Origin of the sequence: Pseudomonas sp. 18058, from assembly GCF_902706155.1 — a bacterium.
In the GTDB taxonomy this organism is placed as follows: Bacteria; Pseudomonadota; Gammaproteobacteria; order Pseudomonadales; family Pseudomonadaceae; genus Aquipseudomonas; species Aquipseudomonas rustica.
The window spans coordinates 32,755-55,059 of record NZ_CACSJY010000038.1 but is presented as its reverse complement, the minus strand read 5'-3'; the positions used below and the strand labels follow the sequence as shown (position 1 = coordinate 55,059).

The 22,305-nt window shown below is 59.9% G+C and carries 22 protein-coding genes; 18 read left to right on the top strand and 4 right to left on the bottom strand.

Annotated elements, in window-relative coordinates; genetic code table 11:
- Positions 1-21 precede the first annotated feature (21 nt).
- Positions 22-1,566 (bottom strand): class I SAM-dependent methyltransferase, encoded by a 1,545-nt coding sequence (locus GVL50_RS19715; protein WP_159814822.1) that lies wholly within the window; start codon positions 1,564-1,566, stop codon positions 22-24.
- A gap of 201 nt (positions 1,567-1,767) precedes the next feature.
- Between GVL50_RS19715 and GVL50_RS19710 the strand changes: the two genes are divergently transcribed.
- From GVL50_RS19710 to GVL50_RS19640, 15 genes are all read left to right on the top strand, one after another.
- Positions 1,768-2,724, top strand: a complete 957-nt coding sequence (locus tag GVL50_RS19710) for an AraC family transcriptional regulator (protein WP_159814821.1) — start codon at positions 1,768-1,770, stop codon at positions 2,722-2,724.
- A 139-nt stretch (positions 2,725-2,863) separates the two neighbouring features.
- The gene (gene benA, locus GVL50_RS19705; protein ID WP_159814820.1) at positions 2,864-4,219 is read left to right on the top strand and encodes a benzoate 1,2-dioxygenase large subunit; all 1,356 of its coding nucleotides are present in this window, start codon (positions 2,864-2,866) and stop codon (positions 4,217-4,219) included.
- Positions 4,219-4,707: a benzoate 1,2-dioxygenase small subunit gene (benB, locus tag GVL50_RS19700; protein WP_053119548.1), complete on the top strand. Its 489-nt coding sequence runs from the start codon at positions 4,219-4,221 to the stop codon at positions 4,705-4,707. Before benA ends, benB begins: the two co-directional genes overlap by 1 nt.
- A gap of 20 nt (positions 4,708-4,727) precedes the next feature.
- Entirely contained in the window at positions 4,728-5,735 is a 1,008-nt protein-coding gene (benC, locus tag GVL50_RS19695; RefSeq protein ID WP_159814819.1) for a benzoate 1,2-dioxygenase electron transfer component BenC, read from the top strand.
- 178 nt (positions 5,736-5,913) lie between these two features.
- Positions 5,914-6,675 (top strand): 1,6-dihydroxycyclohexa-2,4-diene-1-carboxylate dehydrogenase, encoded by a 762-nt coding sequence (locus GVL50_RS19690; RefSeq protein WP_159814818.1) that lies wholly within the window; start codon positions 5,914-5,916, stop codon positions 6,673-6,675.
- 22 nt (positions 6,676-6,697) lie between these two features.
- The gene (locus tag GVL50_RS19685) at positions 6,698-7,819 is read left to right on the top strand and encodes a muconate cycloisomerase family protein (protein WP_159814817.1); all 1,122 of its coding nucleotides are present in this window, start codon (positions 6,698-6,700) and stop codon (positions 7,817-7,819) included.
- A gap of 27 nt (positions 7,820-7,846) precedes the next feature.
- A complete protein-coding gene (gene catC, locus GVL50_RS19680) occupies positions 7,847-8,137 on the top strand; it encodes a muconolactone Delta-isomerase (RefSeq protein ID WP_159814816.1) in 291 nt (96 codons plus the stop codon).
- 163 nt (positions 8,138-8,300) lie between these two features.
- Positions 8,301-9,206 carry a catechol 1,2-dioxygenase gene (catA, locus tag GVL50_RS19675; protein WP_159814815.1) on the top strand — a complete coding sequence of 302 codons (906 nt, stop codon included), beginning with the start codon at positions 8,301-8,303 and terminating at the stop codon, positions 9,204-9,206.
- A gap of 267 nt (positions 9,207-9,473) precedes the next feature.
- The gene (locus GVL50_RS19670) at positions 9,474-10,520 is read left to right on the top strand and encodes an isopenicillin N synthase family oxygenase (RefSeq protein WP_159814814.1); all 1,047 of its coding nucleotides are present in this window, start codon (positions 9,474-9,476) and stop codon (positions 10,518-10,520) included.
- Between the two features lie 27 nt (positions 10,521-10,547).
- Positions 10,548-11,357: a MetQ/NlpA family ABC transporter substrate-binding protein gene (locus GVL50_RS19665; protein WP_053119562.1), complete on the top strand. Its 810-nt coding sequence runs from the start codon at positions 10,548-10,550 to the stop codon at positions 11,355-11,357.
- On the top strand, positions 11,354-12,154 hold the full coding sequence (locus tag GVL50_RS19660; protein WP_082341423.1) for a methionine ABC transporter ATP-binding protein: 801 nt from the start codon (positions 11,354-11,356) through the stop codon (positions 12,152-12,154). Before GVL50_RS19665 ends, GVL50_RS19660 begins: the two co-directional genes overlap by 4 nt.
- Positions 12,151-12,822 (top strand): methionine ABC transporter permease, encoded by a 672-nt coding sequence (locus tag GVL50_RS19655; RefSeq protein ID WP_159814813.1) that lies wholly within the window; start codon positions 12,151-12,153, stop codon positions 12,820-12,822. The genes GVL50_RS19660 and GVL50_RS19655 overlap by 4 nt, the downstream gene beginning before the upstream one ends.
- Positions 12,823-12,830: 8 nt before the next feature.
- Positions 12,831-14,387, top strand: coding sequence for a sugar ABC transporter ATP-binding protein (locus GVL50_RS19650; protein WP_159814812.1), 1,557 nt, complete (start codon positions 12,831-12,833; stop codon positions 14,385-14,387).
- Positions 14,380-15,405 (top strand): ABC transporter permease, encoded by a 1,026-nt coding sequence (locus tag GVL50_RS19645; RefSeq protein WP_053119568.1) that lies wholly within the window; start codon positions 14,380-14,382, stop codon positions 15,403-15,405. The genes GVL50_RS19650 and GVL50_RS19645 overlap by 8 nt, the downstream gene beginning before the upstream one ends.
- A 24-nt stretch (positions 15,406-15,429) precedes the next feature.
- Entirely contained in the window at positions 15,430-16,485 is a 1,056-nt protein-coding gene (locus GVL50_RS19640) for a substrate-binding domain-containing protein (RefSeq protein WP_159814811.1), read from the top strand.
- A gap of 60 nt (positions 16,486-16,545) precedes the next feature.
- On the opposite strand, the gene GVL50_RS19635 is transcribed toward GVL50_RS19640, so the two are convergent.
- The 3 genes from GVL50_RS19635 to GVL50_RS19625 form a co-directional block, all read right to left on the bottom strand.
- Positions 16,546-16,758, bottom strand: coding sequence for a type II toxin-antitoxin system RelE/ParE family toxin (locus GVL50_RS19635; RefSeq protein WP_256671890.1), 213 nt, complete (start codon positions 16,756-16,758; stop codon positions 16,546-16,548).
- Between the two features lie 46 nt (positions 16,759-16,804).
- Positions 16,805-16,999, bottom strand: a complete 195-nt coding sequence (locus GVL50_RS19630) for a stability determinant (protein ID WP_159814810.1) — start codon at positions 16,997-16,999, stop codon at positions 16,805-16,807.
- A gap of 923 nt (positions 17,000-17,922) precedes the next feature.
- On the bottom strand, positions 17,923-18,870 hold the full coding sequence (locus GVL50_RS19625) for a transporter (RefSeq protein WP_053119573.1): 948 nt from the start codon (positions 18,868-18,870) through the stop codon (positions 17,923-17,925).
- A 210-nt stretch (positions 18,871-19,080) separates the two neighbouring features.
- On the opposite strand from GVL50_RS19625, the gene GVL50_RS19620 reads away from it, so the two are divergent.
- The 3 genes from GVL50_RS19620 to GVL50_RS19610 all read left to right on the top strand — a co-directional run bounded on the left by GVL50_RS19620 (position 19,081) and on the right by GVL50_RS19610 (position 22,225).
- A complete protein-coding gene (locus GVL50_RS19620; protein ID WP_159814809.1) occupies positions 19,081-20,178 on the top strand; it encodes an AraC family transcriptional regulator in 1,098 nt (365 codons plus the stop codon).
- Between the two features lie 182 nt (positions 20,179-20,360).
- On the top strand, positions 20,361-21,248 hold the full coding sequence (locus tag GVL50_RS19615) for a Dyp-type peroxidase (protein WP_159814808.1): 888 nt from the start codon (positions 20,361-20,363) through the stop codon (positions 21,246-21,248).
- Positions 21,249-21,259: 11 nt separating this feature from the next.
- Positions 21,260-22,225, top strand: coding sequence for a Gfo/Idh/MocA family protein (locus GVL50_RS19610; RefSeq protein ID WP_159814807.1), 966 nt, complete (start codon positions 21,260-21,262; stop codon positions 22,223-22,225).
- The last annotated feature ends 80 nt before the right edge of the window (positions 22,226-22,305 follow it).

The following is a 22,305-nucleotide window of genomic DNA, read 5'->3' as shown; positions in this document are numbered from 1 at the left end:
TTTTTTTCATCTGCCGTTTGGTCAGGCGATATTCAATGCCCTGAGCGTCACCAGTGAACCGGCGGCGAATGCGTGTGCCTGCTCCGTCAATTCGGCAATGTTTTCTTCGGCCGTGTTCAGTGGCTGGTTGTTTTTAACCAGGACAACATCTTGCTCGGCCAGCACCGCCCACGCCAGTTGTGCCCAATCCGCCGGGTGTTTTTTGCCCTGCTTGAGCGAGATCAGGAATAACTGATGAAAGCGACTGACCACGATGCCACCGCCCGTCACCGGGCTGGCCAGTACCTGGATTTTGTCGCTCAGCAACGAACGTTTGCACAATTGCAGATTGAGCGTGCTGCAACGCGCTTGCACCAGTCGCTCGGCGGCTTCGCTTTGGCACGGTGCGGCAGCGCTCATCCCGATCAGTACGCTGAGGGCCTGCAGCAGATCGTCAAAAGGCATTTCGGGCAACGCGCTTGAGAGCTGGCGCAGAGTCTTCGCGACATACGCATCGGCCGCCAGTGCTTCAAGCACCGGGCCGTACACTTCGGCTTGCAACGACGCTTCGCCGGCCGGGCCCTTGACGCTGGCGGCGACGCTTTCCGCCGGCTGCAACAGAATAAAGCGCGTATTCAGCAGCCCCTGGCGTTGTTCTGCCGCAGACAATCGGTTGGCGCCGCGCACGTACAGGTCTCGGCGGAAATTCTGATTGACGAAATAGTCCCGCGCTTGCTCGCGCATGATCGGGTGATCGATGCCTTCGAGGAAATCCATCCCTTCGGCGCTCAGGTTGAGCGGATCGACCGTGTCCAGTGGTACAGCGGTCGCGGCGTAGTCGAGTTTGGCCGGAGCGAAGGCGTCGACCACGTCGGTGAAGTACATACAGTTCCACTCACGATTGAAGTATTCGTGGGCGACGTATTGGCGATTCTGACCTTTGATGCTCTGCAGTTGGGCATTGAGGCCAGGGGCTGTGCCGGCGTAGTTCGGGTTGGCTGCCAGCAACGCTTCGGAGAATTGCAGCGCGGCGTCTATGCGCTGATCAGGGCGAGCGGAGCTGCTCGTGGCAAAGCGGTCGTGCAGGCGGAACAGATTGCGCAGTGGCGCCGAAGGCGACCAGCCGGGAAGACAGTTGTAGCTGACGTACAACAGGCCACCGGGCTTGAGGTGACGACGGGCAAATTCGACGATCAGTTGCTGATTGTCACGGCTGACCCACGTCCAGATGCCATGCAGGCTGATGCTGTCGAATTGCGGCAAGTCATTACGCGCGAGCAGTTGTTCGAAACTGTCGTCATACAGCCGCGCGTCACTGTTCCAGCTGTTCGCCAGGGCTATGGCGTGGCCAGCCTGACCCGGATGGAAATCGGTGCCCACATAGGAACCGGGGTTGGCGGCAGCGTGGATATTGATCGACACGCCTTGACCAAAACCGAGTTCACAGTGATAGCCGTCAGTGGTCTCCAGGCCGGCAAAACCGCGCAGCAGCAAACAGTAACGCTGGAAGACCGGATTGATTTCGCGGCTATAGCTGTAGGTGTAGCCTTCGTCGGTGAAATATCCTTCGTTCCAGGCGTCGCTCATGCGGGTGTCCTTTAATTTCGACAGGGAAAGTTGCTTTTGCTTATTCGCGTTATCGGCACGCCGTTCAAAAACTGAACACAATGTGTTCGATTAACGGATACCCGACCTTTTGTCCAATTGCCGGTTTTTGCACGCAAGCGTACTGTGACCGGTGAGCCTGAAAACCGTGCACCCCATAACGACAAGATCGAGCACCGCCTAATGGACAGTCATCTGCTGAGTGATCGCAGCAGCGTGTTTCGTCACGCTGACCCCTATGCCGTCTCCGACTACGTCAATCAGCACGTTGGCCAGCACTTCATCGGCCTGTCCAAAACCGCCCATCCGCAAGCCAGCCTCAACCATCGCAAACTCGCCGATCTCGATTTGTGCCGCATCAGTTATGGCGGCAGTGTCCGGGTGACATCGCTGGCGCTGGAAACCGTGTATCACCTGCAAGTGCTGCTGCAAGGCAATTGCCTGTGGCGCGGGCATAAACGCGAACATCATCTGGTGCCGGGCGAGTTGTTGTTGATCAATCCGGATGATCCGGTCGATCTGACTTACTCCGACGACTGCGAAAAATTCATCCTCAAAGTGCCGGTCAGCGTGCTCGAGTCGGTGTGCGACGAGCAGCGCTGGTTGCGACCTTCGAGCGGTATCCGCTTCCTGCGCAATCACTATCAGTTGAACGAACTGGAAGGCTTCACCAGTCTGCTCGCGATGATTTGCCAGGAGGCCGAGGCCAGCGATCCGTTGCTGCGGGTGCAAGAGCACTACGCACAGATCATCGGCAGCAAACTGATTTCGCTGATGAACACCAATGTCAGCCGTGAAAATCTCAGTTCACCGAGCGTCAGTTTCGAGCGCATCCTCGATTACATCGAGCGCAACCTGAAACTCGATCTGCCCGCCGAACATCTGGCCGCGCAGGCGAGCATGAGTCCGCGTTCGCTGTACAGCCTGTTCGAACGCCAACTCGGCATCACGCCGATGCAATACATCCGTCAGCGCAAACTCGCGCGTATTCACGCCTGCCTCAGCGACCCGAGCTGCCCGGTGCGCAACCTCACGGAGCTGGCGCTGGATTACGGCTTCCTGCACTTGGGCCGTTTCTCCGAAAACTATCGCCAACAGTTCGGCGAACTGCCGTCGCACACCCTCAAACGCCGCCACTGATCGCCCTTCGAAACAGTCCGAATCATCTGCCGCACCGTCCTGCACAAAACGGATAGCGATCTGCAGGATTCGGCTATTGCCCCGCGCTGCGCCTCCCTAATCTGACCTGGCCTGAACAATAACAATGGAGGCCCTGGCCATGTCCCTGGGAATCGACTACCTCAATGCCATGCTTGAAGAAGACCAAGACAAGGGCGCCTACCGCTGCAAGCGGGAGATGTTCACCGATCCGCGTCTGTTCGAACTGGAGATGGCGCACATCTTCGAAGGCAACTGGATTTACCTCGCCCACGAAAGCCAACTGCCCAACAACAACGATTTTCTGACCACCACCATGGGGCGCCAGCCGATCTTCATCGCGCGCAACAAGGACGGCGTGCTCAACGCTTTTCTCAACGCCTGCAGCCATCGCGGCGCCATGCTTTGCCGGCACAAATCCGGCAACCGTTCCAGCTATACCTGTCCGTTCCACGGCTGGACGTTCAGCAACAGCGGCAAACTGCTCAAGGTCAAAGACCCGAGTGAGGCCGGTTACCCGCAAAGCTTTAACTGCGAAGGCTCCCATGACCTGACCAAAGTCGCGCGTTTCGAGTCCTACCGCGGCTTTCTGTTTGGCAGCCTGAATGCCGATGTGAAATCTCTCACCGAGCACTTGGGCGAGTCAGCGAAGATCATCGACATGATCGTCGACCAGTCGCCGGAAGGTCTCGAAGTACTGCGCGGTTCCAGTTCCTATATCTACGAAGGCAACTGGAAACTCACCGCCGAAAACGGTGCCGACGGCTATCACGTCAGCTCCGTGCACTGGAATTACGCCGCGACGCAGAACCAGCGCCAGCAACGCGAAGCAGGCGAGGCGATCAAGACCATGAGCGCCGGCAGTTGGGCGAAGAAGGGCGGCGGTTTCTACTCCTTCGATCACGGCCATCTGCTGCTCTGGACGCGCTGGGCCAACCCTGAAGACCGCCCAGCTTATGAGCGTCGCGACGAACTGGCGCGTGATTTCGGTCAGGCTCGCGCCGACTGGATGATCGAAAACTCGCGCAACCTGTGCCTGTACCCGAACGTGTATCTGATGGATCAGTTCAGTTCGCAGATCCGCATCGCCCGGCCAATCTCGGTCGACAAGACTGAAATCACCATCTACTGCATCGCCCCCAAAGGCGAGAGCGCCGAAGCGCGCGCCAAACGTATTCGTCAGTACGAAGATTTTTTCAACGTTAGCGGCATGGCCACGCCGGATGATCTGGAAGAATTCCGTTCGTGCCAGACCGGCTACGGCGCTGGTCGAGGCTGGAACGACATGTCCCGAGGCGCGACCCATTGGGTTGAAGGCGCCGATGCTGCCGCCGAGGAAATCGACCTGAAACCGCTGCTCTCCGGTATGCGCACTGAAGACGAAGGCCTGTTCGTGCTGCAACACAAGTATTGGCAGGAAACCATGCTTAAAGCCGCTGCCGCCGAACCACAGCTGATTCCCGTGGAGGCTGTGTGATGAGCAACCTCTACGACAATGTGCGCGACTTTCTCTACCGCGAAGCGCGTTATCTCGATGACGGCCAGTGGGATCAATGGCTGGAACTGTACGCCGCCGACGCGACTTTCTGGATGCCGGCCTGGGACGATAACGACACGCTCACCGAAGACCCGCAAAGCGAAATCTCGCTGATCTGGTACGGCAACCGTGGCGGCCTCGAAGACCGCATCTTCCGGATCAAGACCGAGCGCTCCAGCGCGACGATTCCCGACACCCGCACCTCGCACAACCTGAGCAACATCGAGATCGTCGAGCACAGCGCCGACCAGTGCCAGGTGCGCTTCAACTGGCACACCCTGAGCTTTCGTTATCAGGTCACCGACAGCTACTTCGGCAGCAGCTTCTACACCCTCGATCTGCGTGGCGAGCAGCCGCTGATCAAGGCCAAGAAAGTCGTGCTGAAAAACGATTACGTCCGTCAGGTCATCGATATCTATCACATCTAGTCGACACGACGAGGTGCACCATGAATTTCCAGATCGCCCTTAATTTTGAAGACGGCGTCACTCGTTTCATCGAGGCCGGCAGCCATGAAACCGTCGCCGACGCGGCGTATCGCCAAGGCATCAACATCCCGCTGGACTGCCGCGACGGCGCCTGCGGCACCTGTAAGTGTTTCGCTGAAGCCGGGCGTTACGAAATGGGCGACAACTTCATCGAAGACGCCTTGAGCGCCGACGAACTCGCACAAGGTTATGTGCTGACCTGCCAGATGCGCGCCGCAAGCGATTGCGTGGTGCGAGTGCCGGTTGGCTCGCAGGTCTGCAAAACCGAACAGGCAAATTTCCAGGCGTCGATCAGCGCTGTCCGGCAGTTGTCCGAGAGCACCATCGCGCTGTCGATCAAGAGCGAAGCGCTGAGCAAACTGGCGTTCCTGCCGGGGCAATACGTCAACCTGCAAGTGCCGGGCAGTGAACACAGTCGTGCGTATTCCTTCAGCTCGTTGCAGAGGAATGGCGAGGTCAGTTTTCTGATTCGCAACGTGCCCGGCGGTTTGATGAGCAGTTTCCTCACCGGTCTGGCCAAGGCCGGCGACAGCATGAATCTGGCCGGGCCGCTGGGCAGTTTTTACCTGCGCGAAATCAAACGGCCATTGCTTTTGCTCGCCGGCGGCACCGGCCTGGCGCCGTTCACCGCGATGCTGGAAAAGATCGCCGAACAGGGCAGCGCGCATCCGGTGCATTTGATCTACGGCGTGACCAACGATTTCGATCTGGTTGAACTGGATCGCCTCGAAGCCTTTGCCGCACGCATCGCCAATTTCAGCTTCGGCGCCTGTGTGGCCAACCCGCAGAGCGTGCATCCGCTCAAGGGCTACGTCACCCAGCACATCGAACCGCGCCACCTCAATGACGGCGATGTCGACGTCTACCTGTGCGGGCCACCGCCGATGGTTGAGGCGGTCAGCCAATACATCCGCGAGCAGGGCATCACTCCGGCGAATTTCTACTACGAAAAATTCGCCGCAGCCTGATCTACATCAACCGAGCCTGCAATCACACCTGTGGCGAGGGAGCTTGCTCCCGCTGGGGCGCGCAGCGGCCCTCGCTTTTGCCTCATAAAAAGATGGGCCTGCTGCGCAGTCCAGCGGGAGCAAGCTCCCTCGCCACAAAGGCCTGTGTGCTTAAGCAACTGTTTCAGTCGAGGTTGTCATGAACAACAGATTCTCCAACAAAGTCGCGCTGGTCACCGGCGCGGCGCAAGGCATCGGCCGCCGCGTCTGCGAGCGCCTGCTCAGCGAAGGCGCGCAAGTGGTCGCCGTCGACCGCTCCGAACTGGTTCACGAACTGCAAGGCGAGGGCGTTCTGGCGCTGACTGCCGATCTGGAACAGTACGCCGATTGCGCCCGGGTCATGGCCGAAGCGATCAACACTTTCGGTCGACTCGACATCCTGATCAACAACGTTGGCGGCACCATTTGGGCCAAGCCATTCGAACACTACCAGGTCGAACAAATCGAAGCGGAAGTGCGCCGCTCGCTGTTCCCGACCTTATGGTGCTGCCACGCCGCGCTGCCGTACATGCTCAAACAAGGCAGCGGCGCCATCGTCAACGTTTCCTCAATCGCCACCCGCAGCGTCAATCGCGTGCCGTATGGCGCGGCCAAGGGCGGCATCAACGCACTCACCGCGTGCCTGGCCTTCGAAAACGCCGAGCGTGGCATTCGCGTCAACGCTACTGCACCCGGCGGTACCGAAGCGCCACCTCGGCGCATCCCGCGCAACGACGCCGAACAGTCGGCGCAAGAACAAACCTGGTACCAGCAAATCGTCACGCAAACCCTCGACAGCAGCCTGATGAAACGCTACGGCAGCCTCGATGAACAGGTCGGCGCGATCCTCTTTCTCGCCTCCGATGACGCTTCGTACATCACCGGCGTGACCTTGCCGGTCGGTGGCGGCGATCTCGGCTGAGCACTTCTCAAGGAGCATTGATATGCCGCGAATCCTGATTGAAAACCTGACGACGATCATCGTCGACCTGCCGACCATTCGCCCGCACAAACTGGCGATGCACACCATGCAGAAGCAGACCCTGGTGATCTTGCGTTTGCGCTGCAGCGATGGTGTTGAAGGCATCGGCGAAGCCACCACCATCGGCGGCCTTGCGTACGGCTATGAAAGCCCGGAAAGCATCAAGGCCAACATCGACGCACACCTCGCGCCGGCGCTGATTGGCATGGACGCCAACAACATCAACGCGGCGATGCAGCGGCTCGACAAGATCGCCAAGGGCAACACCTTCGCCAAATCCGGCATCGAAAGCGCGCTGCTCGACGCGCAGGGCAAACGCCTCGGCCTGCCCGTCAGCGAACTGCTCGGCGGCCGTGTGCGCGACAGCCTCGAAGTCGCGTGGACGCTGGCCAGCGGCGACACCGCGCGCGACATTGCCGAGGCCGAGCAGATGCTTGAAGTACGGCGTCATCGCATATTCAAATTGAAGATCGGCGCCAATCCGTTGGAGCAGGATCTCAAGCACGTCGTGGCGATCAAAAAAGCTTTGGGCGATCGCGCCAGTGTGCGGGTCGACGTCAATCAATATTGGGATGAGTCCCAGGCGATTCGTGGCTGCCAGGTATTGGGCGACAACGGCATTGATCTGATTGAACAGCCTATCTCGCGGGTCAACCGCTCGGGGCAGATTCGCCTGAATCAGCGCAGTCCGGCGCCGATCATGGCCGATGAATCAATTGAAAGTGTCGAGGACGCTTTCAGCCTCGCCGCTGACGGCGCCGCCAGTGTGTTCGCCCTGAAAATCGCTAAAAACGGCGGCACCCGCGCCGTGCTCAGAACCGCGCAAATCGCCGAGGCCGCGGGCATCGCGCTCTACGGCGGCACCATGCTCGAAGGCTCCATCGGCACCCTGGCCTCGGCCCACGCCTTTCTCACGCTCAAGCAACTGACCTGGGACACCGAGCTGTTCGGGCCGTTGCTGCTGACCGAAGACATCGTCACCGAACGGCCCGAGTACCGCGATTTTCACCTGCACATCCCGCGCACCCCGGGCCTTGGCCTGACGCTGGACGAAGAGCGGCTGGCGCGTTTTCGCCGTTCCTGAACCGATCACAACCAGAGGATAGCCACCATGCTGTTCCACGTAAAAATGACCGTGAAATTGCCTGTCGACATGGATCCGGCCATCGCCACCCGGCTCAAGGCTGACGAAAAAGAACTGGCGCAACGGCTGCAACGCGAAGGCCAGTGGCGTCATCTATGGCGCATCGCCGGGCATTACGCCAATTACAGCGTGTTTGATCTGCCAAGCGTCGAAGCGCTGCACGACACGCTGATGCAATTGCCGTTGTTCCCCTACATGGACATCGAGATCGACGGGCTCTGCCGACATCCGTCGTCGATCCACGCCGACGACCGCTGAGCCCTCCAACCCTTGTAGGAGTGAGCCTGCTCGCGATAGCGGTCGTTTATTCAGCATCCATGGCGACTGATTGACCGCGATCGCGAGCAGGCTCACTCCTACAAGGGAAAAGGGTGTGAATTAAGAACTGCGTCAACACAACAACAAGATGAGGTAACCCACCATGACCGTGAAAATTGCCCACACGCCTGAGCTGCAAACCTTCTTCAAAGAAGCCGCCGGCTTCACCAACGACGACGGCAACTCGCGCTTGAAAACCATCGTTCTGCGCGTACTGCAGGACACCGCGAAAATCATCGAAGATCTCGAAATCAGCGAAGACGAATTCTGGAAAGCCGTCGACTATCTGAATCGTTTGGGCGGTCGTTCGGAAGCGGGGTTGTTGGTCGCCGGTCTTGGCATCGAACACTTCCTCGACCTGCTCCAGGACGCCAAAGACGCACAAATTGGCTTGACCGGCGGCACGCCGCGCACCATCGAAGGGCCGCTCTACGTCGCAGGTGCGCCGCTGTGTGAAGGCGAGTGCCGCATGGACGATGGCAGCGAGGACGGCGTTGCCACGGTGATGTTTCTCGAAGGCCAGGTGCTTGACCTCCACGGCCAGCCGCTGGCCGGCGCCACAGTCGACGTGTGGCACGCCAATACCAAAGGCACCTACTCGTTTTTTGATCCGAGCCAGTCCGAGTACAACCTGCGCCGCCGGATCATCACCGACGCCGAAGGCCGTTACCGCGCACGCAGCATCGTTCCCTCCGGATATGGCTGCGACCCGCAGGGCCCGACGCAGGAATGTCTGAACTTGCTCGGTCGTCACGGTCAGCGTCCGGCGCATGTGCACTTTTTTATCAGCGCACCGGGGCATCGACACCTGACCACGCAGATCAATCTGTCGGGCGATCAATATTTGTGGGATGACTTTGCTTACGCGACCCGCGAAGGGTTGGTCGGCGAGGTGGTGTTCCATGAGCACGAAACGTTGGGACGCCACGCCAAACTCAAGTTCGACTTCCAGCTGCAACCCGCGCCAGACGCCAGCGCCGAACAACGCAGTCAACGCCCGCGTGCCTGACCCCCTCTTTGTAGGAGCTGCCGCAGGCTGCGATCTTTTGATCTTGTTTCAAAAAAATCAACATCAAAAGATCGCAGCCTGCGGCAGCTCCTACAGTGATCGGCCTAAGGTAATGCAAAAAAGATATTGGCCCGCTGTTTTTAAGATCGTTTAGTTTTGTCCTCAACGACGAATAAACGCATCAAACCGATAGACCCCCGATTGCCATGACGGCACACGCTGAATCGATCAAAGGTTCTTCAGGTTTGGTTCACCCAGGAGTGAATCATGCCGCATACCTTGGATATCACCACACTGCCAACCCTCGACCTGTCCCTGTTCGAGGGCACCGCGCAACAGCGTTACCAATTTCTGGAAAGCCTGCGCCACGCCGCCCGTGATGTCGGTTTCTTCTACCTCACCGGCCACGGCATCGACAGCACGCTGCTCGAGCAAGTGCAGGCCCACGCCCGGCAGTTCTTCGCCTTGCCCGACAGCGAAAAAACCGCCGTCGGCATGATCAATTCGCCGCATTTTCGCGGCTACAACCGTGCGGCTTCCGAGATCACTCGCGGGCAACCCGATCAGCGCGAACAGTTTGATCTCGGCGCCGAGCGTGAGGCTCTACCGTTAAACGAAGACAGTCCATTGTGGGCGCGGCTGCAAGGTCCCAACCAATGGCCAGCGGCACTCCCCGAACTGAAACCGTTGCTGCTCGAATGGCAACAGGCGATGACGCGCATGTCGTTGCGCTTGCTGCGGGCCTTCGCTCAGGCGCTGTCACTGCGCGCCGATGCCTTCGATCAGCTCTACGGTGACAAACCCAACGAACACATCAAGCTGATGCGCTACCCCGGCCAGTTGAGCGAGGCGAGCCATCAAGGCGTCGGCGCGCACAAGGATTCCGGGTTCTTGAGTTTTCTGCTGCAAGACCAACAGGCCGGGCTGCAAGTCGAGATCGAAGAAGGCCGCTGGATCGACGCATTACCCCGCGAAAACACCTTGGTGGTGAACATCGGCGAGCTGCTCGAACTGGCCACCAACGGTTATCTGCGCGCCACGGTGCACCGCGTGGTTTCGCCACCGGCGGGTAGCGAACGCCTGTCGATCGCGTTCTTCCTCGGCGCGCAACTCGATGCGGTGGTGCCGCTGTACCCGTTGCCCACCGTGCTGTTGCGCGAGGCGCGCGGGCCGGCGAGTGATCCGCTCAATCCGCTGTTTCGTGATGTCGGCAGGAACTACCTCAAGGGTCGTTTGCGCTCGCATCCGGACGTCGCGCAGCGCTTCTACGCCGACGCGTTGCTGCCGCCAGTACCTGTTCGTAAAACCGCCTGATTCATCATTCGCTCAAGGACTCCGCACATGATTAAAAAAGCAGGTTTGACCCTGGCCGTCCTCGGCGCACTGGTGAGCTCTTTCGGCGCGCAGGCCCTGGAACCGTTGCGTGTTGCCGCCGACCCGGTGCCCCACGCGCAGATCCTTGCGTACATCCAGAAAATCGATCCGCAACTCAACCTCAAAGTCATCGAAATCCCCAACGGCGTGAACTCCAACGAGTTGCTGGTACACGGTGATGTCGACGCCAATTACTTCCAGCACCTGCCGTATCTTAAATCTCAGGAGCAGGCGCTCGGCGAGAAACTCGCGGTGGCCGCCACCGTGCATATCGAGCCTTTGGGGATTTATTCACGTCGGCACAAAAGCTTCGCCGACGTGCCGGAAAAAGGCACCGTCGCCGTACCCAACAACGTCACAAATCTGAGCCGCGCGCTGTACCTGCTGCAGGACAACGGCCTAATCAAGCTCAAGCCCGGTTTCAACGATCCCGCCGCCGATCAGGCAACGCCCAAGGACATCGCCGAAAACCCGAAACAGCTGAAGATCCTCGAAATCGAATCACCGCAGATTCCACGTTCGCTCGACGACGTCGATCTGGCAGTGATCAACGGCAACTATGCGCTCGACGCAGGTCTGGTGCCGGCCAAAGACGCCTTGGGCCTGGAAAAGGCTGAGCACAATCCCTATGCCAACATTTTGGTGACCACACCGAAGCTGGAGCACGATCCACGCATCGCGCAGCTGGCCAAGGATCTGACCTCGCCGGAAGTCGCCAAATACATCACCGATAACTTTGCCGGCTCGGTGATTCCGGTGGCGGGCGGCAAGCCATGATCGCCGTCGAGCAGTTGAGCAAAACCTACCCGTCGGCCACGCAACCGGCGCTGGATCAGGTCTCGCTGAGCATTCCTGACGGCGCGGTCTACGGGATTCTCGGGCGTAGCGGGGCGGGCAAGTCGACGCTGCTGCGTTGCCTCAATCTGCTCGAACGACCAGACAGTGGCAAGATTCTGATCGATGGTGTGGATCTGCTGGCGCTGTCCGACAGTGAACTGCGCAAGCAACGTCAGCGCATCGGCATGATCTTTCAGGGCTTCAACCTGCTGCACTCGCGCAACGTGTTCGACAACATCGCCGTGCCGCTGGAAATCGCCAACGTCGGCAAACCGTGGCGCCATGTGCGGGTTCGCGAGCTGCTGGAACTGGTCGGTTTGAGCGACAAGGCGCAAGCCTTTCCGTCGCAACTGTCCGGCGGGCAAAAGCAGCGAGTAGGGATTGCCCGCGCCTTGGCTGCGGAGCCTGCGTATCTGTTGTCGGACGAAGCCACCAGCGCCCTCGACCCGGAAACTACCGCTTCAATTCTTGATCTGCTGCGCGACATCAATCGGCAATTAGGCCTGACCATCGTGCTGATCACCCACGAGCTCGATGTGGTCAAGTCGATCTGCGATCACGCCGCATTTATGGCCAACGGACGGCTGGTCGAGGCCGGGCCGGTGCCACGTCTGCTCGCTGATCCACAGTCGGCGCTCGGCAGTTCACTGCGTCCGACTTGCGGATTACCGCTGGGCCATGATGCGCCGGGCCTGACCTTCCTCAAGCAATATGGCGTAAGGGCGGCGCAGTCATGAACCGTTCGATCAATTGGGATGAAATCCTGCAACTGGTGTTCAACGCCACCGGCGAAACCCTGTACATGGTGTTGCTCGCGGGGCTGTTCACGCTGCTGATCGGCTTGCCGCTGGGTGTGCTGCTTTTTATCAGTCGCCGCGACGGATTGCGGCCGATGCCGCGTTTCAACGCGGCCCTCAGCAGTCTGGTCAATCTCGGCCGTTCGCTGCCGTTCGTGGTGATGCTGATCGCCTTGATTCCGCTGACCCGTCTGGTCGTCGGCACCACGCTGGGCAGCACCGCTGCGGTGGTGCCGATCACCATTGGCGCGTTTCCGTTCTTCGCGCGCATTGTCGAAAACGCGCTGGACGAAGTCGACAAGGGCCGCATCGAAGCGATCCTCGCCATGGGCGGCGACATCGGCCATGTGATTTTCAAAGTGCTGCTGCCCGAAGCCCTGCCGGCGTTGCTCGCGGGCATCACCCTGACGCTGGTGATGTTGATCGGTTTTTCCTCGATGGCCGGGGTCATCGGTGGCGGCGGGCTCGGCGATCTGGCGATCCGTTACGGCTATCAGCGTTTCAACAATGAAGTGATGGTCGCCACCGTGGTGGTGTTGGTCATCCTCGTTCAGGGCGTGCAAAGCCTGGGCGATCGGCTCGTGCGTTCGCTGGCTCATCGCCGCTAAGGAAATTTATGAGTGCGCCTGTCGCCGTGGCACCTGAGCCACTGATTCGGGTACGTGAACTGAGCAAAACGTTTGGCTCGAACCGGGCGCTGGATCGGGTCAGCCTTGAGATTTATCCCGCCGAAGTGGTCGCGTTACTCGGCGCCAATGGCGCCGGTAAATCGACGTTGGTGAAGATTTTGGCAGGCAGTCAAAACGCGGATGCTGGCGAGATTCTCGTCGAGGGTCAGCCGCAGCATTTCAGCTCGCCACTGTCGGCGCGCAGGGTCGGGATTGTTGCGGTGCATCAGCAGATCAACGAGGGCATCGCGCCGGGTTTGAGCGTGGCCGAAAACCTCCTGCTCGATGAGCTGTGCAAGCCTGATGCGAACTTCTGGCTTAACCGCAAACGCCTTCTGGAACGCGCCGCGAGTATCGCCGCCGGTCTCGGCCTGACCTTGCCGCTGGAACAGCCCATCGAACACCTTGGCCAGGCCGAGCGGCAATTGGTCGTCCTCGCTCGCGCCTTTGCCTTGCAACCGCGTTTGCTGATTCTCGACGAGCCGACGGCGGCGTTATCCGATGCCGAAGCGCAGCGCCTGTTTGGTTTGATCGATACGTTGCGCAGCCGTGGCGTGGCGATTCTTTACATCTCCCATCGGCTGTCCGATCTGCAACGGGTCGCTGATCGCGCGATTGTTTTGCGTGACGGACGATTGGCCGGTGAGTTCAGTGCGCGGCAGTTACCCGAAGCCGTTCACGCGATGCTCGGGCAATCACTGGCCGCGCATGTTTACACGCCGCAAGTGGCAGGACGGGAAGTGCTGAAGTTCAGCGCGATAAAAGTGCTGCCGCGTTCGAAGGCTTTCGATCTGACCCTGCACGAAAACGAAGTGGTGGTACTGACCGGGTTGCTCGGCGCCGGCAAAACCGAGATCGCCGAAGTGCTGTTCGGTTTACGCTCATTGGCGGAGGGCCGCGTGCAATTGGCTGGCGTTGACTGGCAGCCGGGTTCGCCACGGGAGGCGATTCGCAGCGGGGTCTTCTACGCCGCCGAAGATCGCGCCAGTCATTCGCTGGTGCCGGATTTCTCTCTGCGTCGCACGCTGACCTTGCCGTTTCTGGAACGCTTCACCCGTGGCGGGTTTATTCGCAATCGCGCCGAAGCGGCGGCGGTCGAAGCGCAGGTCGCCGCGCTGGGCATCAAGACTGCCGGCATCGATGTGCCGATGACTGCGCTGTCCGGCGGCAATCAGCAAAAGGTTGTGCTCGGCCGCTGGCTGCTCGGGGAAGGGCGGGTGTTGATCCTCGATGAACCGTTCCAAGGTGTCGACGTCCGCGCCCGCCGCGAAATCGGCCAACTGCTGCGCGACAGTGCCAAGGGCCGCGCGACACTGGTGATTTGCGCCGATGTCGATGAAGCGCTGGAAATTGCCGATCGAATTCTCCTGGTGCGCGATCACGCGGTCGTCGCCGAATACCCGCGCGCCGGTCTGAACCGTGCCGAACTGGTCGCGGCATTGGCCGGCAGCGACGTTATCGAACATTCCCCTCACGCCACGCCAAGGAGCAGAGCGAGTGCCTGATTCGAGTTCACTGTTATCGAGCGCACCGGCACCTGCCGAGCGCCTGCTGCAAGCGTTGATCCGCTATGGCCTGTTGTGGTTGCTGGCGGCCATCGTGGTGTTTTTCAGCTTCGCAGAGCCGGCGTTTCTGCGCGTCGGCAATCTGTTCAGCATTCTGCAATCGGTGTCGATTGTCGCGCTGCTGGCCTTGGGCGTGACCTTGACCATGGCCGTCGGCGGCCTCGATTTGTCGATTGGCGCGGTCGCGGCGATGAGCCTGATGATCGCCAGTTACGTCATGGTCGTGCTCGGTTGGGGCGCGGTGCCGGCGGTGTTGATCAGCCTGGCGGGCGGCGCGCTGGTCGGGCTGCTCAACGGCTGGCTGATCGTCAAACTGCGGGTGCCGGACATTCTCGCCACATTGGGCAGCATGTTTTTGGTGATTGGCGTGCAACTGATTCCTACCGGGGGCCGCTCGATTGCGGTGGGCATGACGCTGCCCAACGGCGAGGAAACCGAGGGCGCATTCAGTGCCGCATTTCTTGCGCTGGGCCGTGGGCGGTTGTGGGAGGTGGTACCAATTCCGGTGTTGATCACTGCGGTGGTTGCGGTGGCGGTGTGGCTGTTTCTTGAACGTACGCGCATCGGTCGGCTGTTCTATGCCATCGGCGGCAACGAGCAGGCTGCGCGACTGGCCGGGGCGCCGGTGCAGCGCTTCAAACTGTTGGCTTACGTGCTGTCGTCGTTACTGGCGTCGCTCGGCGGATTGTTGCTCGCGGCGCGGTTGGGCCGTGGCGATGTCAGCTCCGGCAACGGTCTGGTGCTCGACGCGCTCGGCGCCGCGCTGATCGGTTTCGCCGTGCTCGGCGCGAAGAAACCCAACGCCTTCGGCACGCTGATCGGCGCGCTGTTGGTCGCCTCGCTGCTCAATGGTCTGACCATGCTCAATGCGCCGTATTACGCGCAGGATTTCGTCAAGGGACTGGTGTTGGTGCTGGCCCTGATGTTCACCTTCGGCCTCGCGCATCGGGCGCGCTGAGCTGCTTTTATTCAAGGATGTTGTATGCACGGTTCAATCAAACAGTTCGCGCGCCATTGCCTCACCGGCGCGGTGCTTTCGGTATTGGCGCTTAACGCGCAGGCCAAGGCATTGCCCGGCGCTCCGGCGCCGTTCGATAAGGGCCAGGTGCAGATTGCGTTGGTGGGCTATCTGTTTTCCGGGGATTTTCCCGAAGCGTATTTGCGTGGCGTAGAGAAACAGACCGAAGCGCTCGGCGCCAATCTGCGGGTGTTTGATGCGCGGCAGCAGGCGGCGAGTCAGGGCGAGATGATTGATCAGGCGGCTGACCTCGGTGTCGACGGCATCATCGTGCAGCTCGGCCTGGCGGAAACCCTCAAAGGCCCGATCGACCGGGCGCTCGCCAAAGGCATCAAAGTCGTCGCCTTCGACGTTGATCTGAACACGCCGCAAGTCACCCAGGTCGAGCAGGATCACCACGCATTGGCGCGTCTGGCGCTAGATCAAGCGGTGAAGGACAACGGCACGCGCTTTGATGCGGGCTACGTGTACATCAGCGGTTTCACCCCGATGGAGCGGCGCGATGAAATCTGGAGCCAAGTGAAAAAGGCCAATCCGGGGATCATCGAGAAAGCGCGATTCGGCACGCTCAACCCGCCAATCGCCAACTCCGTCGCCGATCAGGCCAGCGCCGTGCTGCGCGCCAATCCCGGCATCAGCGTGATCTTCGCGCCATTCGACGAATTCGCCAAAGGCGCAAAAATCGCCGTCGACGAAGCCGGACTGGCGAGCAAAGTGAAAATCTACAGCGCCGACATTTCCACCGCCGATATTCAGATCATGAAAGAACCCAACAGCGCCTGGGCCGCGACGGCAGCGGTCAATCCACAAGTCGCCGGTGCAATCAGTGTGCGCAGTCTGGCGATGCTGATTGCCGGGGAAAACCCGGGGCAGCAAGTGCTGGTACCACCGACCTTGATCACGCGGCAGCAGTTGCTGGATCTCGACGTGAAGAACGTGCGCGACCTGGCGCAGAAACTGCCAGCGTTTGGCGATACGGCAGATGTGGCGCGGGCGGCTTGGATTCCGGTGGTGAATTGAAAGTTTGTGCGGTTGTACGTGGAGGGCGACCGATGGGTCGCCCTTTTTTTTTGATCGTGTTCAGGGATATTTTTGCCGAGCGTGGAGCACCGTCAGTATTCTGATGCGATCCGTCACTCGATAAACAAGAAGATAGTTCGGGTTTATCACCATTTCGCGAGTCCCTTGTATTCGACCAAAGCGGAAGCCACGGGGCACAGAAGACAGGTTTTGCGCAGCTGTCCCAACTTTTTTATACAGCGAAACTGAAGCGTTAGTGTTGTATTGCTCAATGTAATCGATGATATCAGCCAGATCGTCCAGAGCTTGATCGCTCCACTCAACCAGTAGCGCGTCGATTTTTTCGCCTCTCTTCTAACATCCGATCAAGCCGCACCATGGCTTCCTGATGGGGAATGCCTGGGCGCGGATCATCAAGTGCGGCTTGTACTTTTGCACGATACCAACGGTCGTAGCTCGCTGCCTGCTCTGCAGTTTCGAATTCGGCAACGTCAGGAAAAAGTTCGGCGCTCATAATGACCTCCATGATCAATGTTAAGCAGTCTAAGGGGGATGCGGCTCTGTGTCGTCACTGGCTAGACGAAGTACCGAGTATCCCCAAGCTCAAGCGCCAAAGATGTCAGACGATTCCTCCGATCAGCAGGGAATTTCGGAGGCTTTTGTAGGAGCTGAGCTTGCTCGCGAAAGCGTAGTGTCAGGCGACATCTTTAATGGCTGACACGCCGTCTTCGCGAGCAAGCCCACACACATTGGATCGTGAGTGGAGGCGGGATTTGTGGTTGGCAGGGATCAAAGGTGGGAGTGGGCTTGCTCACGAAGAGGCCGCGACATTCAACATCGAAGGTGCCTGACCTGGCGCCTTCGCGAGCAAGCCCGCTCCCACATTGGGTCGTGAGTGGAGGCGGGATTTGTGGTTGGCGGGGATCAGAGGTGAGAGTGGGCTTGCTCACGAAGAGGCTGGTGCATTCAATATTGAAGGTGCCTGACCTGGCGCCTTCGCGAGCAAGCCCGCTCCCACATTGGGTCGTGAGTGGAGGCGGGATTTGTGGTTGGCGGGGATCAAAGGTGGGAGTGGGCTTGCTCACGAAGAGGCCGCGACATTCAACATCGAAGGTGCCTGAACGGGCGCCTTCGCGAGCAAGCCCGCTCCCACATTGTCGTGAGTGGAGGCGGGATTTGTGGATGGCGGGGATCAAAGGTGGGAGTGGGCTTGCTCACGAAGAGGCCGCGACATTCAACATCGAAGGTGCCTGAACTGGCGCCTTCGCGAGCAAGCCCGCTCCCACATTGGGTCGTGAGTGGAGGCGGGATTTGTGGTTGGCAGGGATCAAAGGTGGGAGTGGGCTTGCTCACGAAGAGGCCGCGACATTCAACATCGAAGGTGCCTGACCTGGCGCCTTCGCGAGCAAGCCCGCTCCCACAGAGGGCAAGGAGATTTCAGAAGGCGTAGGGGATGCTGACCTTGGCCCAGAGCATTTCGCCTTCCGGGCGGTTTTCCACGTCGAATTCCTTGGCCCAGCGGATCTCCGCGCTGGCGTATTTGAGGAACGTCCAGTGCAGCGCCGGGCCGATGGCGAACACTTTGCCGCGCACGCCGTCGTCGACATCCTGCCCGGCGAACTGCACGGTGTGGCCGAACTGTTTGTCGTCGGTGGTTTGCTGGAGGAAGTAGCCGTTGATCCCGAGCATCAGGTCGTCGGTGAGCTTGTAGCTGGCCGAATAATCGAAGTGGAAGATCTGCCCGGACTTGTAGTCGGTGTCTTTGTTCTTCTCGTTGAAGCTGTAAGTGGTCTTCATCGACACCTCGGTTTTATCCGTCGGCAACCAGGTGAAGGAGAACAGCGGCTTGTAGGTGTAGAAATTGTTGCTGGTGTTGGCCAGCCGATCGACGCTGTATTCGCCGGTCGGCACAGTGATTTCCAGGGCCGCGCCGAGGGTCAGGTTTTTGCCCATGTCCCACAAAATGATCGGCGCGACGGTGGTGTCGCCCATGCCTTCGCGCGTGTCGCTGAGGCCGAACACCGAGACTTCCTGCTTCAACCACGGCTGTGCGATGTAGCCGGCCAGACGCCCACCGAACACGCGCACCGGGCTCAAGTAGTCGAGGCGCGGAATCACCGCCGTCGATTCAATTTCGACATTAGGCACCTTGCCGCCCAGCGAACTGATGTTGAGTTTGGTCGACTTGTAATGGTTGTAGTAGACGTTGAACGCGACCATGTTCTCCGGAAGGCTGTCGACGTCCAGCGGCAGCATGAAGAAACCGTCGGTGCCGGGGCCGATGTTGTCGACGCCGGCTTCGGTGGCCAGCGCCGGTACAGTCGCGGCGCAGCCCAGCAAGGAAAGGGCCAGGCGCAAGGGGAATGTCGCGCGGTTCGGGTGCATATCCGTCCTCATTATTATTGTGTTGTGACGCAACGCCGGTACGCAGCACGCCCGGCACTATAGAAATAAGCCGTTGGCGCCTGTCAGGGCAGGGTATTGGCGGACACTGAGGGGACTTCTGCGGACAGTCCGTCACGCCTGTGCTAACTTCCTTCGACATAACCGGTTACAAAAATAACAATCAAGCCTGATCCGGAATGCCTCGCCGCCATGAACATGAAAGTTGTCGATCCGACCTACGAACTGGCGCTGGTGTCGCCGTTCCTCCTGCAAACCCTCGCCGAAGTCGCGCAAAACAAGGGCGTCGAGCCCGAGAGCCTGTGCCGTGGCCTGGGTTTTACCCTTGAAGACCTGCAGGATCCGGCGCAGCGGATTTCCTATCGCCAGGCTGTGGCGATGATTCAGCGCGCGTTAAAAGTGCTGCCCAATCAGGGCCTCGGCTTATGGGTGGGCGCACAGAATGTGCTGGGCACGCTGGGCTTGCTCGGGCATGTGTTGTCGCTGTGCAAGACTTTGCGCGACGCGTTTGCCTTGGGCATTCGTCATCAGCACACGTCGGGCGGGATTGTGGTGTCGAGTGTCGATGTGGTTGGCGATCAGGTGCACCTTGATGCTGATTGTCGGTTGCCGTTCGCCGAAGTGCAGGTGTTCGCGGTCGAGGAGTTTTTTGCCAGTTTGCTGGTGTACGGCCGGGCGCTAGCCGGGGCTGATTTTGCGCCGATTGCGGTGGAGTTTGTGCATGCCGCGCCGGATTACCTCAGTGAATATCACCGACTGCTTGGGCCGAATGTGCGCTTCGGTTGCCTGCACAATCGCATGTTGATCGATGTGCGCTGGCTCGATGTGAACCTGCCCAATCACCATTCGCTGGCGCTGCGGCAGGCAGTGAAACTGCTGGAGCTGGAAGCGGCGCAGGTGCATCAGAAGCTTGATCTGATTCAGGCGGTGGAGCGGGCGATTGCGCGGGATCTGAGCAGCGGCAGTCATATCGAAAAGATTGCCGGCGATTTGAACATGAGCAGCCGCACCTTGCGCCGACGGTTGACCGAGCATGCGCTGACATTTGAGGCGCTGCTGGAGCAAGTCCGGCAGGCGCGGACGATGAGTCTGCTGGCGAACCCGGACATGCCGATCGAGCGGATTACCGAAGAGGTGGGCTACAGCGATGTGCGCAGTTTTCGCCGGGCGTTCAAGCGCTGGACGGGGATGAGCCCGAGTGCGTGGCGCAATGACGCAAACCCTCACCCCAGCCCTCTCCCAGAGGGAGAGGGGGCCGACCGAGGTGTCTTGATTCATACATCGACCTGAAAGTTTTGTGTCGATTATGGATTCACAGCAGCACGTTCAAGTCGGCGTACCCCTCAAATATCCCCCATTCAGTTCCCTCTCCCTCGGGGAGAGGGCTAGGGTGAGGGGCTTTTGCCACCATCCAAACCCACACAAATCCTCCGGCCACAGGTAAACTCCCGCGCACTTTCCAAGGAGTTCACATGAGTTACTACCAGCCGGGCATTCTCGCCACCCCCGTTCCTGCGCAAGCACGTCACCTGTTTTTCGCGCTTCAGTCAGTTGAAGCGCTGCCACAGGCGATCGACAACCTGATGAATCTGGTGGACGGCAAGTCGGCGGTGGTCGGTTTCGGTGAATCCCTGGTCAAGGCCCTCAACGTCCAGATTGACGGCCTGCGCAGCTTCCCGGCGATGTCCGGCGTCGGCGTGGAAAACCCGTCGACCCAACACGCGCTGTGGGTCTGGCTGCACGGCGTCGACCGTGGTGAATTGCTCAACCGCTGCAACGCCGTCGAAGCCGCGCTGGCCCCGGCCCTGCGCCTGGTTGAGATGCAGGAAGCCTTCCGCCACAAGGACGGCCACGACCTGACCGGCTACGAAGACGGCACTGAAAACCCGCACGACGAAGCCGCCATCGCCGCTGCCCTGCAAAGCGCTGGCACTGACGGCATGGTCGGCGGCAGCTTCGCCGCAATCCAGCAGTGGCAGCACGATCTCAAGGGTTTCCACAAACTCTCCGCCGATGACAAAGACAACATCATGGGCCGTCGTCTCAGCGACAACGAAGAGATCGACGACGCGCCGATTTCGGCCCACGTCAAACGCACCGCGCAGGAAAGCTTCGCGCCGGAAGCGTTCGTCGTGCGCCGTTCGATGCCGTGGATTGAAGGCGATCGCGCGGGCCTGATGTTCCTCGCGTTCGGCTTCTCGCTGGATGCCTTCGAAGCACAACTGCGACGCATGAGCGGTCTGGAAGACGGCATCACCGACGGTCTGTATCGCATTAGCCGGCCGATCACTGGCGGCTACTACTGGTGCCCGCCGTTGAAGGATGGTCACCTCGATCTGCGCGCCTTGCGCATCGGCTAAAGGAGTAAAAAATGAACGTGGTGCGTTGGGGCATGATCGGGTGCGGCAGCGTCGCTGAACGCAAGAGCGGGCCGGCCTTCTACAAGGCGCCCGGTTCTGCGCTGGTGGCGGTGATGGGCCGACGCCTTGAAGCGGTGACTGACTACGCTGCGCGCCACGGCATCGCGCGGGTCTACACCGATGTCGATGCGCTGATCAACGATCCCGAGGTCGACGCGGTGTACATCGCCACGCCACCCGACAGCCACCATGCCTACAGCCTGAAAGTCGCTGCCGCCGGCAAACATTGCTGCGTGGAAAAACCCATGGCGCTGAATGCCGGGCAAAGCCGCGAGATGCAACAGGCGTTTGCCGACGCTGGTTTGCACTTGTTCGTTTCCTACTACCGTCGTTCATTGCCGCGATTTGCGCAGGTTCGCCAGTGGCTGGAGGAGGGGCGTATTGGTGAGGTTCGGCATCTGAGCTGGACGCTGACCAAAGCGCCGTCGCCGGTTGATCTCGATGGCCGCGACAACTGGCGCACCGATCCTGCGGTGGCCGGTGGCGGTTATTTTGCCGATCTGGCCAGCCACGGTTTTGACCTGTTCCAGTATCTGCTCGGCGATATCGTTGAAGTGGCCGGATTCACGGCGCGACAGGCGGGTTTGTATGCGGCGGAAGATGCCGTAAGCGCCAGTTGGCGATTCGCCTCCGGGGCGTTGGGCATGGGCTGCTGGAGCTTTGTCGCGGATCGGCGCGAGGATCGTGTCGAGATCATCGGCAGCCTGGGGCGGATCAGTTTTTCGGTGTTTGATGAGCATCCTGTGCAGTTGCATGCCGATGAAAAGATCAGCCTGGAAATCCCGCATCACGAACACATTCAGTGGCATCACGTGCTGGGTATGAATGCGCATATTCGGGGTGATTCACAACACCCTGCAGTCGCCGAGCAAGCGCTCAAGACTGACTGGGTCATGGATCAGATCCTCAAACGTTAAGATCAAAAGATCGCAGCCTTCGGCAGCTCCTACAGGGGATCGCGGTCTCATGTAGGAGCTGCCGAAGGCTGCGATCTTTT

Coding starts and splice junctions, on each gene's coding strand:
- GVL50_RS19715 (WP_159814822.1), bottom strand. CDS start 1,566: ATGAGCGACGCCTGGAACGAAGGATATTTCACCGACGAAGGCTACACC.
- GVL50_RS19710 (WP_159814821.1), top strand. CDS start 1,768: ATGGACAGTCATCTGCTGAGTGATCGCAGCAGCGTGTTTCGTCACGCT.
- benA (WP_159814820.1), top strand. CDS start 2,864: ATGTCCCTGGGAATCGACTACCTCAATGCCATGCTTGAAGAAGACCAA.
- benB (WP_053119548.1), top strand. CDS start 4,219: ATGAGCAACCTCTACGACAATGTGCGCGACTTTCTCTACCGCGAAGCG.
- benC (WP_159814819.1), top strand. CDS start 4,728: ATGAATTTCCAGATCGCCCTTAATTTTGAAGACGGCGTCACTCGTTTC.
- GVL50_RS19690 (WP_159814818.1), top strand. CDS start 5,914: ATGAACAACAGATTCTCCAACAAAGTCGCGCTGGTCACCGGCGCGGCG.
- GVL50_RS19685 (WP_159814817.1), top strand. CDS start 6,698: ATGCCGCGAATCCTGATTGAAAACCTGACGACGATCATCGTCGACCTG.
- catC (WP_159814816.1), top strand. CDS start 7,847: ATGCTGTTCCACGTAAAAATGACCGTGAAATTGCCTGTCGACATGGAT.
- catA (WP_159814815.1), top strand. CDS start 8,301: ATGACCGTGAAAATTGCCCACACGCCTGAGCTGCAAACCTTCTTCAAA.
- GVL50_RS19670 (WP_159814814.1), top strand. CDS start 9,474: ATGCCGCATACCTTGGATATCACCACACTGCCAACCCTCGACCTGTCC.
- GVL50_RS19665 (WP_053119562.1), top strand. CDS start 10,548: ATGATTAAAAAAGCAGGTTTGACCCTGGCCGTCCTCGGCGCACTGGTG.
- GVL50_RS19660 (WP_082341423.1), top strand. CDS start 11,354: ATGATCGCCGTCGAGCAGTTGAGCAAAACCTACCCGTCGGCCACGCAA.
- GVL50_RS19655 (WP_159814813.1), top strand. CDS start 12,151: ATGAACCGTTCGATCAATTGGGATGAAATCCTGCAACTGGTGTTCAAC.
- GVL50_RS19650 (WP_159814812.1), top strand. CDS start 12,831: ATGAGTGCGCCTGTCGCCGTGGCACCTGAGCCACTGATTCGGGTACGT.
- GVL50_RS19640 (WP_159814811.1), top strand. CDS start 15,430: ATGCACGGTTCAATCAAACAGTTCGCGCGCCATTGCCTCACCGGCGCG.
- GVL50_RS19630 (WP_159814810.1), bottom strand. CDS start 16,999: ATGAGCGCCGAACTTTTTCCTGACGTTGCCGAATTCGAAACTGCAGAG.
- GVL50_RS19625 (WP_053119573.1), bottom strand. CDS start 18,870: ATGCACCCGAACCGCGCGACATTCCCCTTGCGCCTGGCCCTTTCCTTG.
- GVL50_RS19620 (WP_159814809.1), top strand. CDS start 19,081: ATGAACATGAAAGTTGTCGATCCGACCTACGAACTGGCGCTGGTGTCG.
- GVL50_RS19615 (WP_159814808.1), top strand. CDS start 20,361: ATGAGTTACTACCAGCCGGGCATTCTCGCCACCCCCGTTCCTGCGCAA.
- GVL50_RS19610 (WP_159814807.1), top strand. CDS start 21,260: ATGAACGTGGTGCGTTGGGGCATGATCGGGTGCGGCAGCGTCGCTGAA.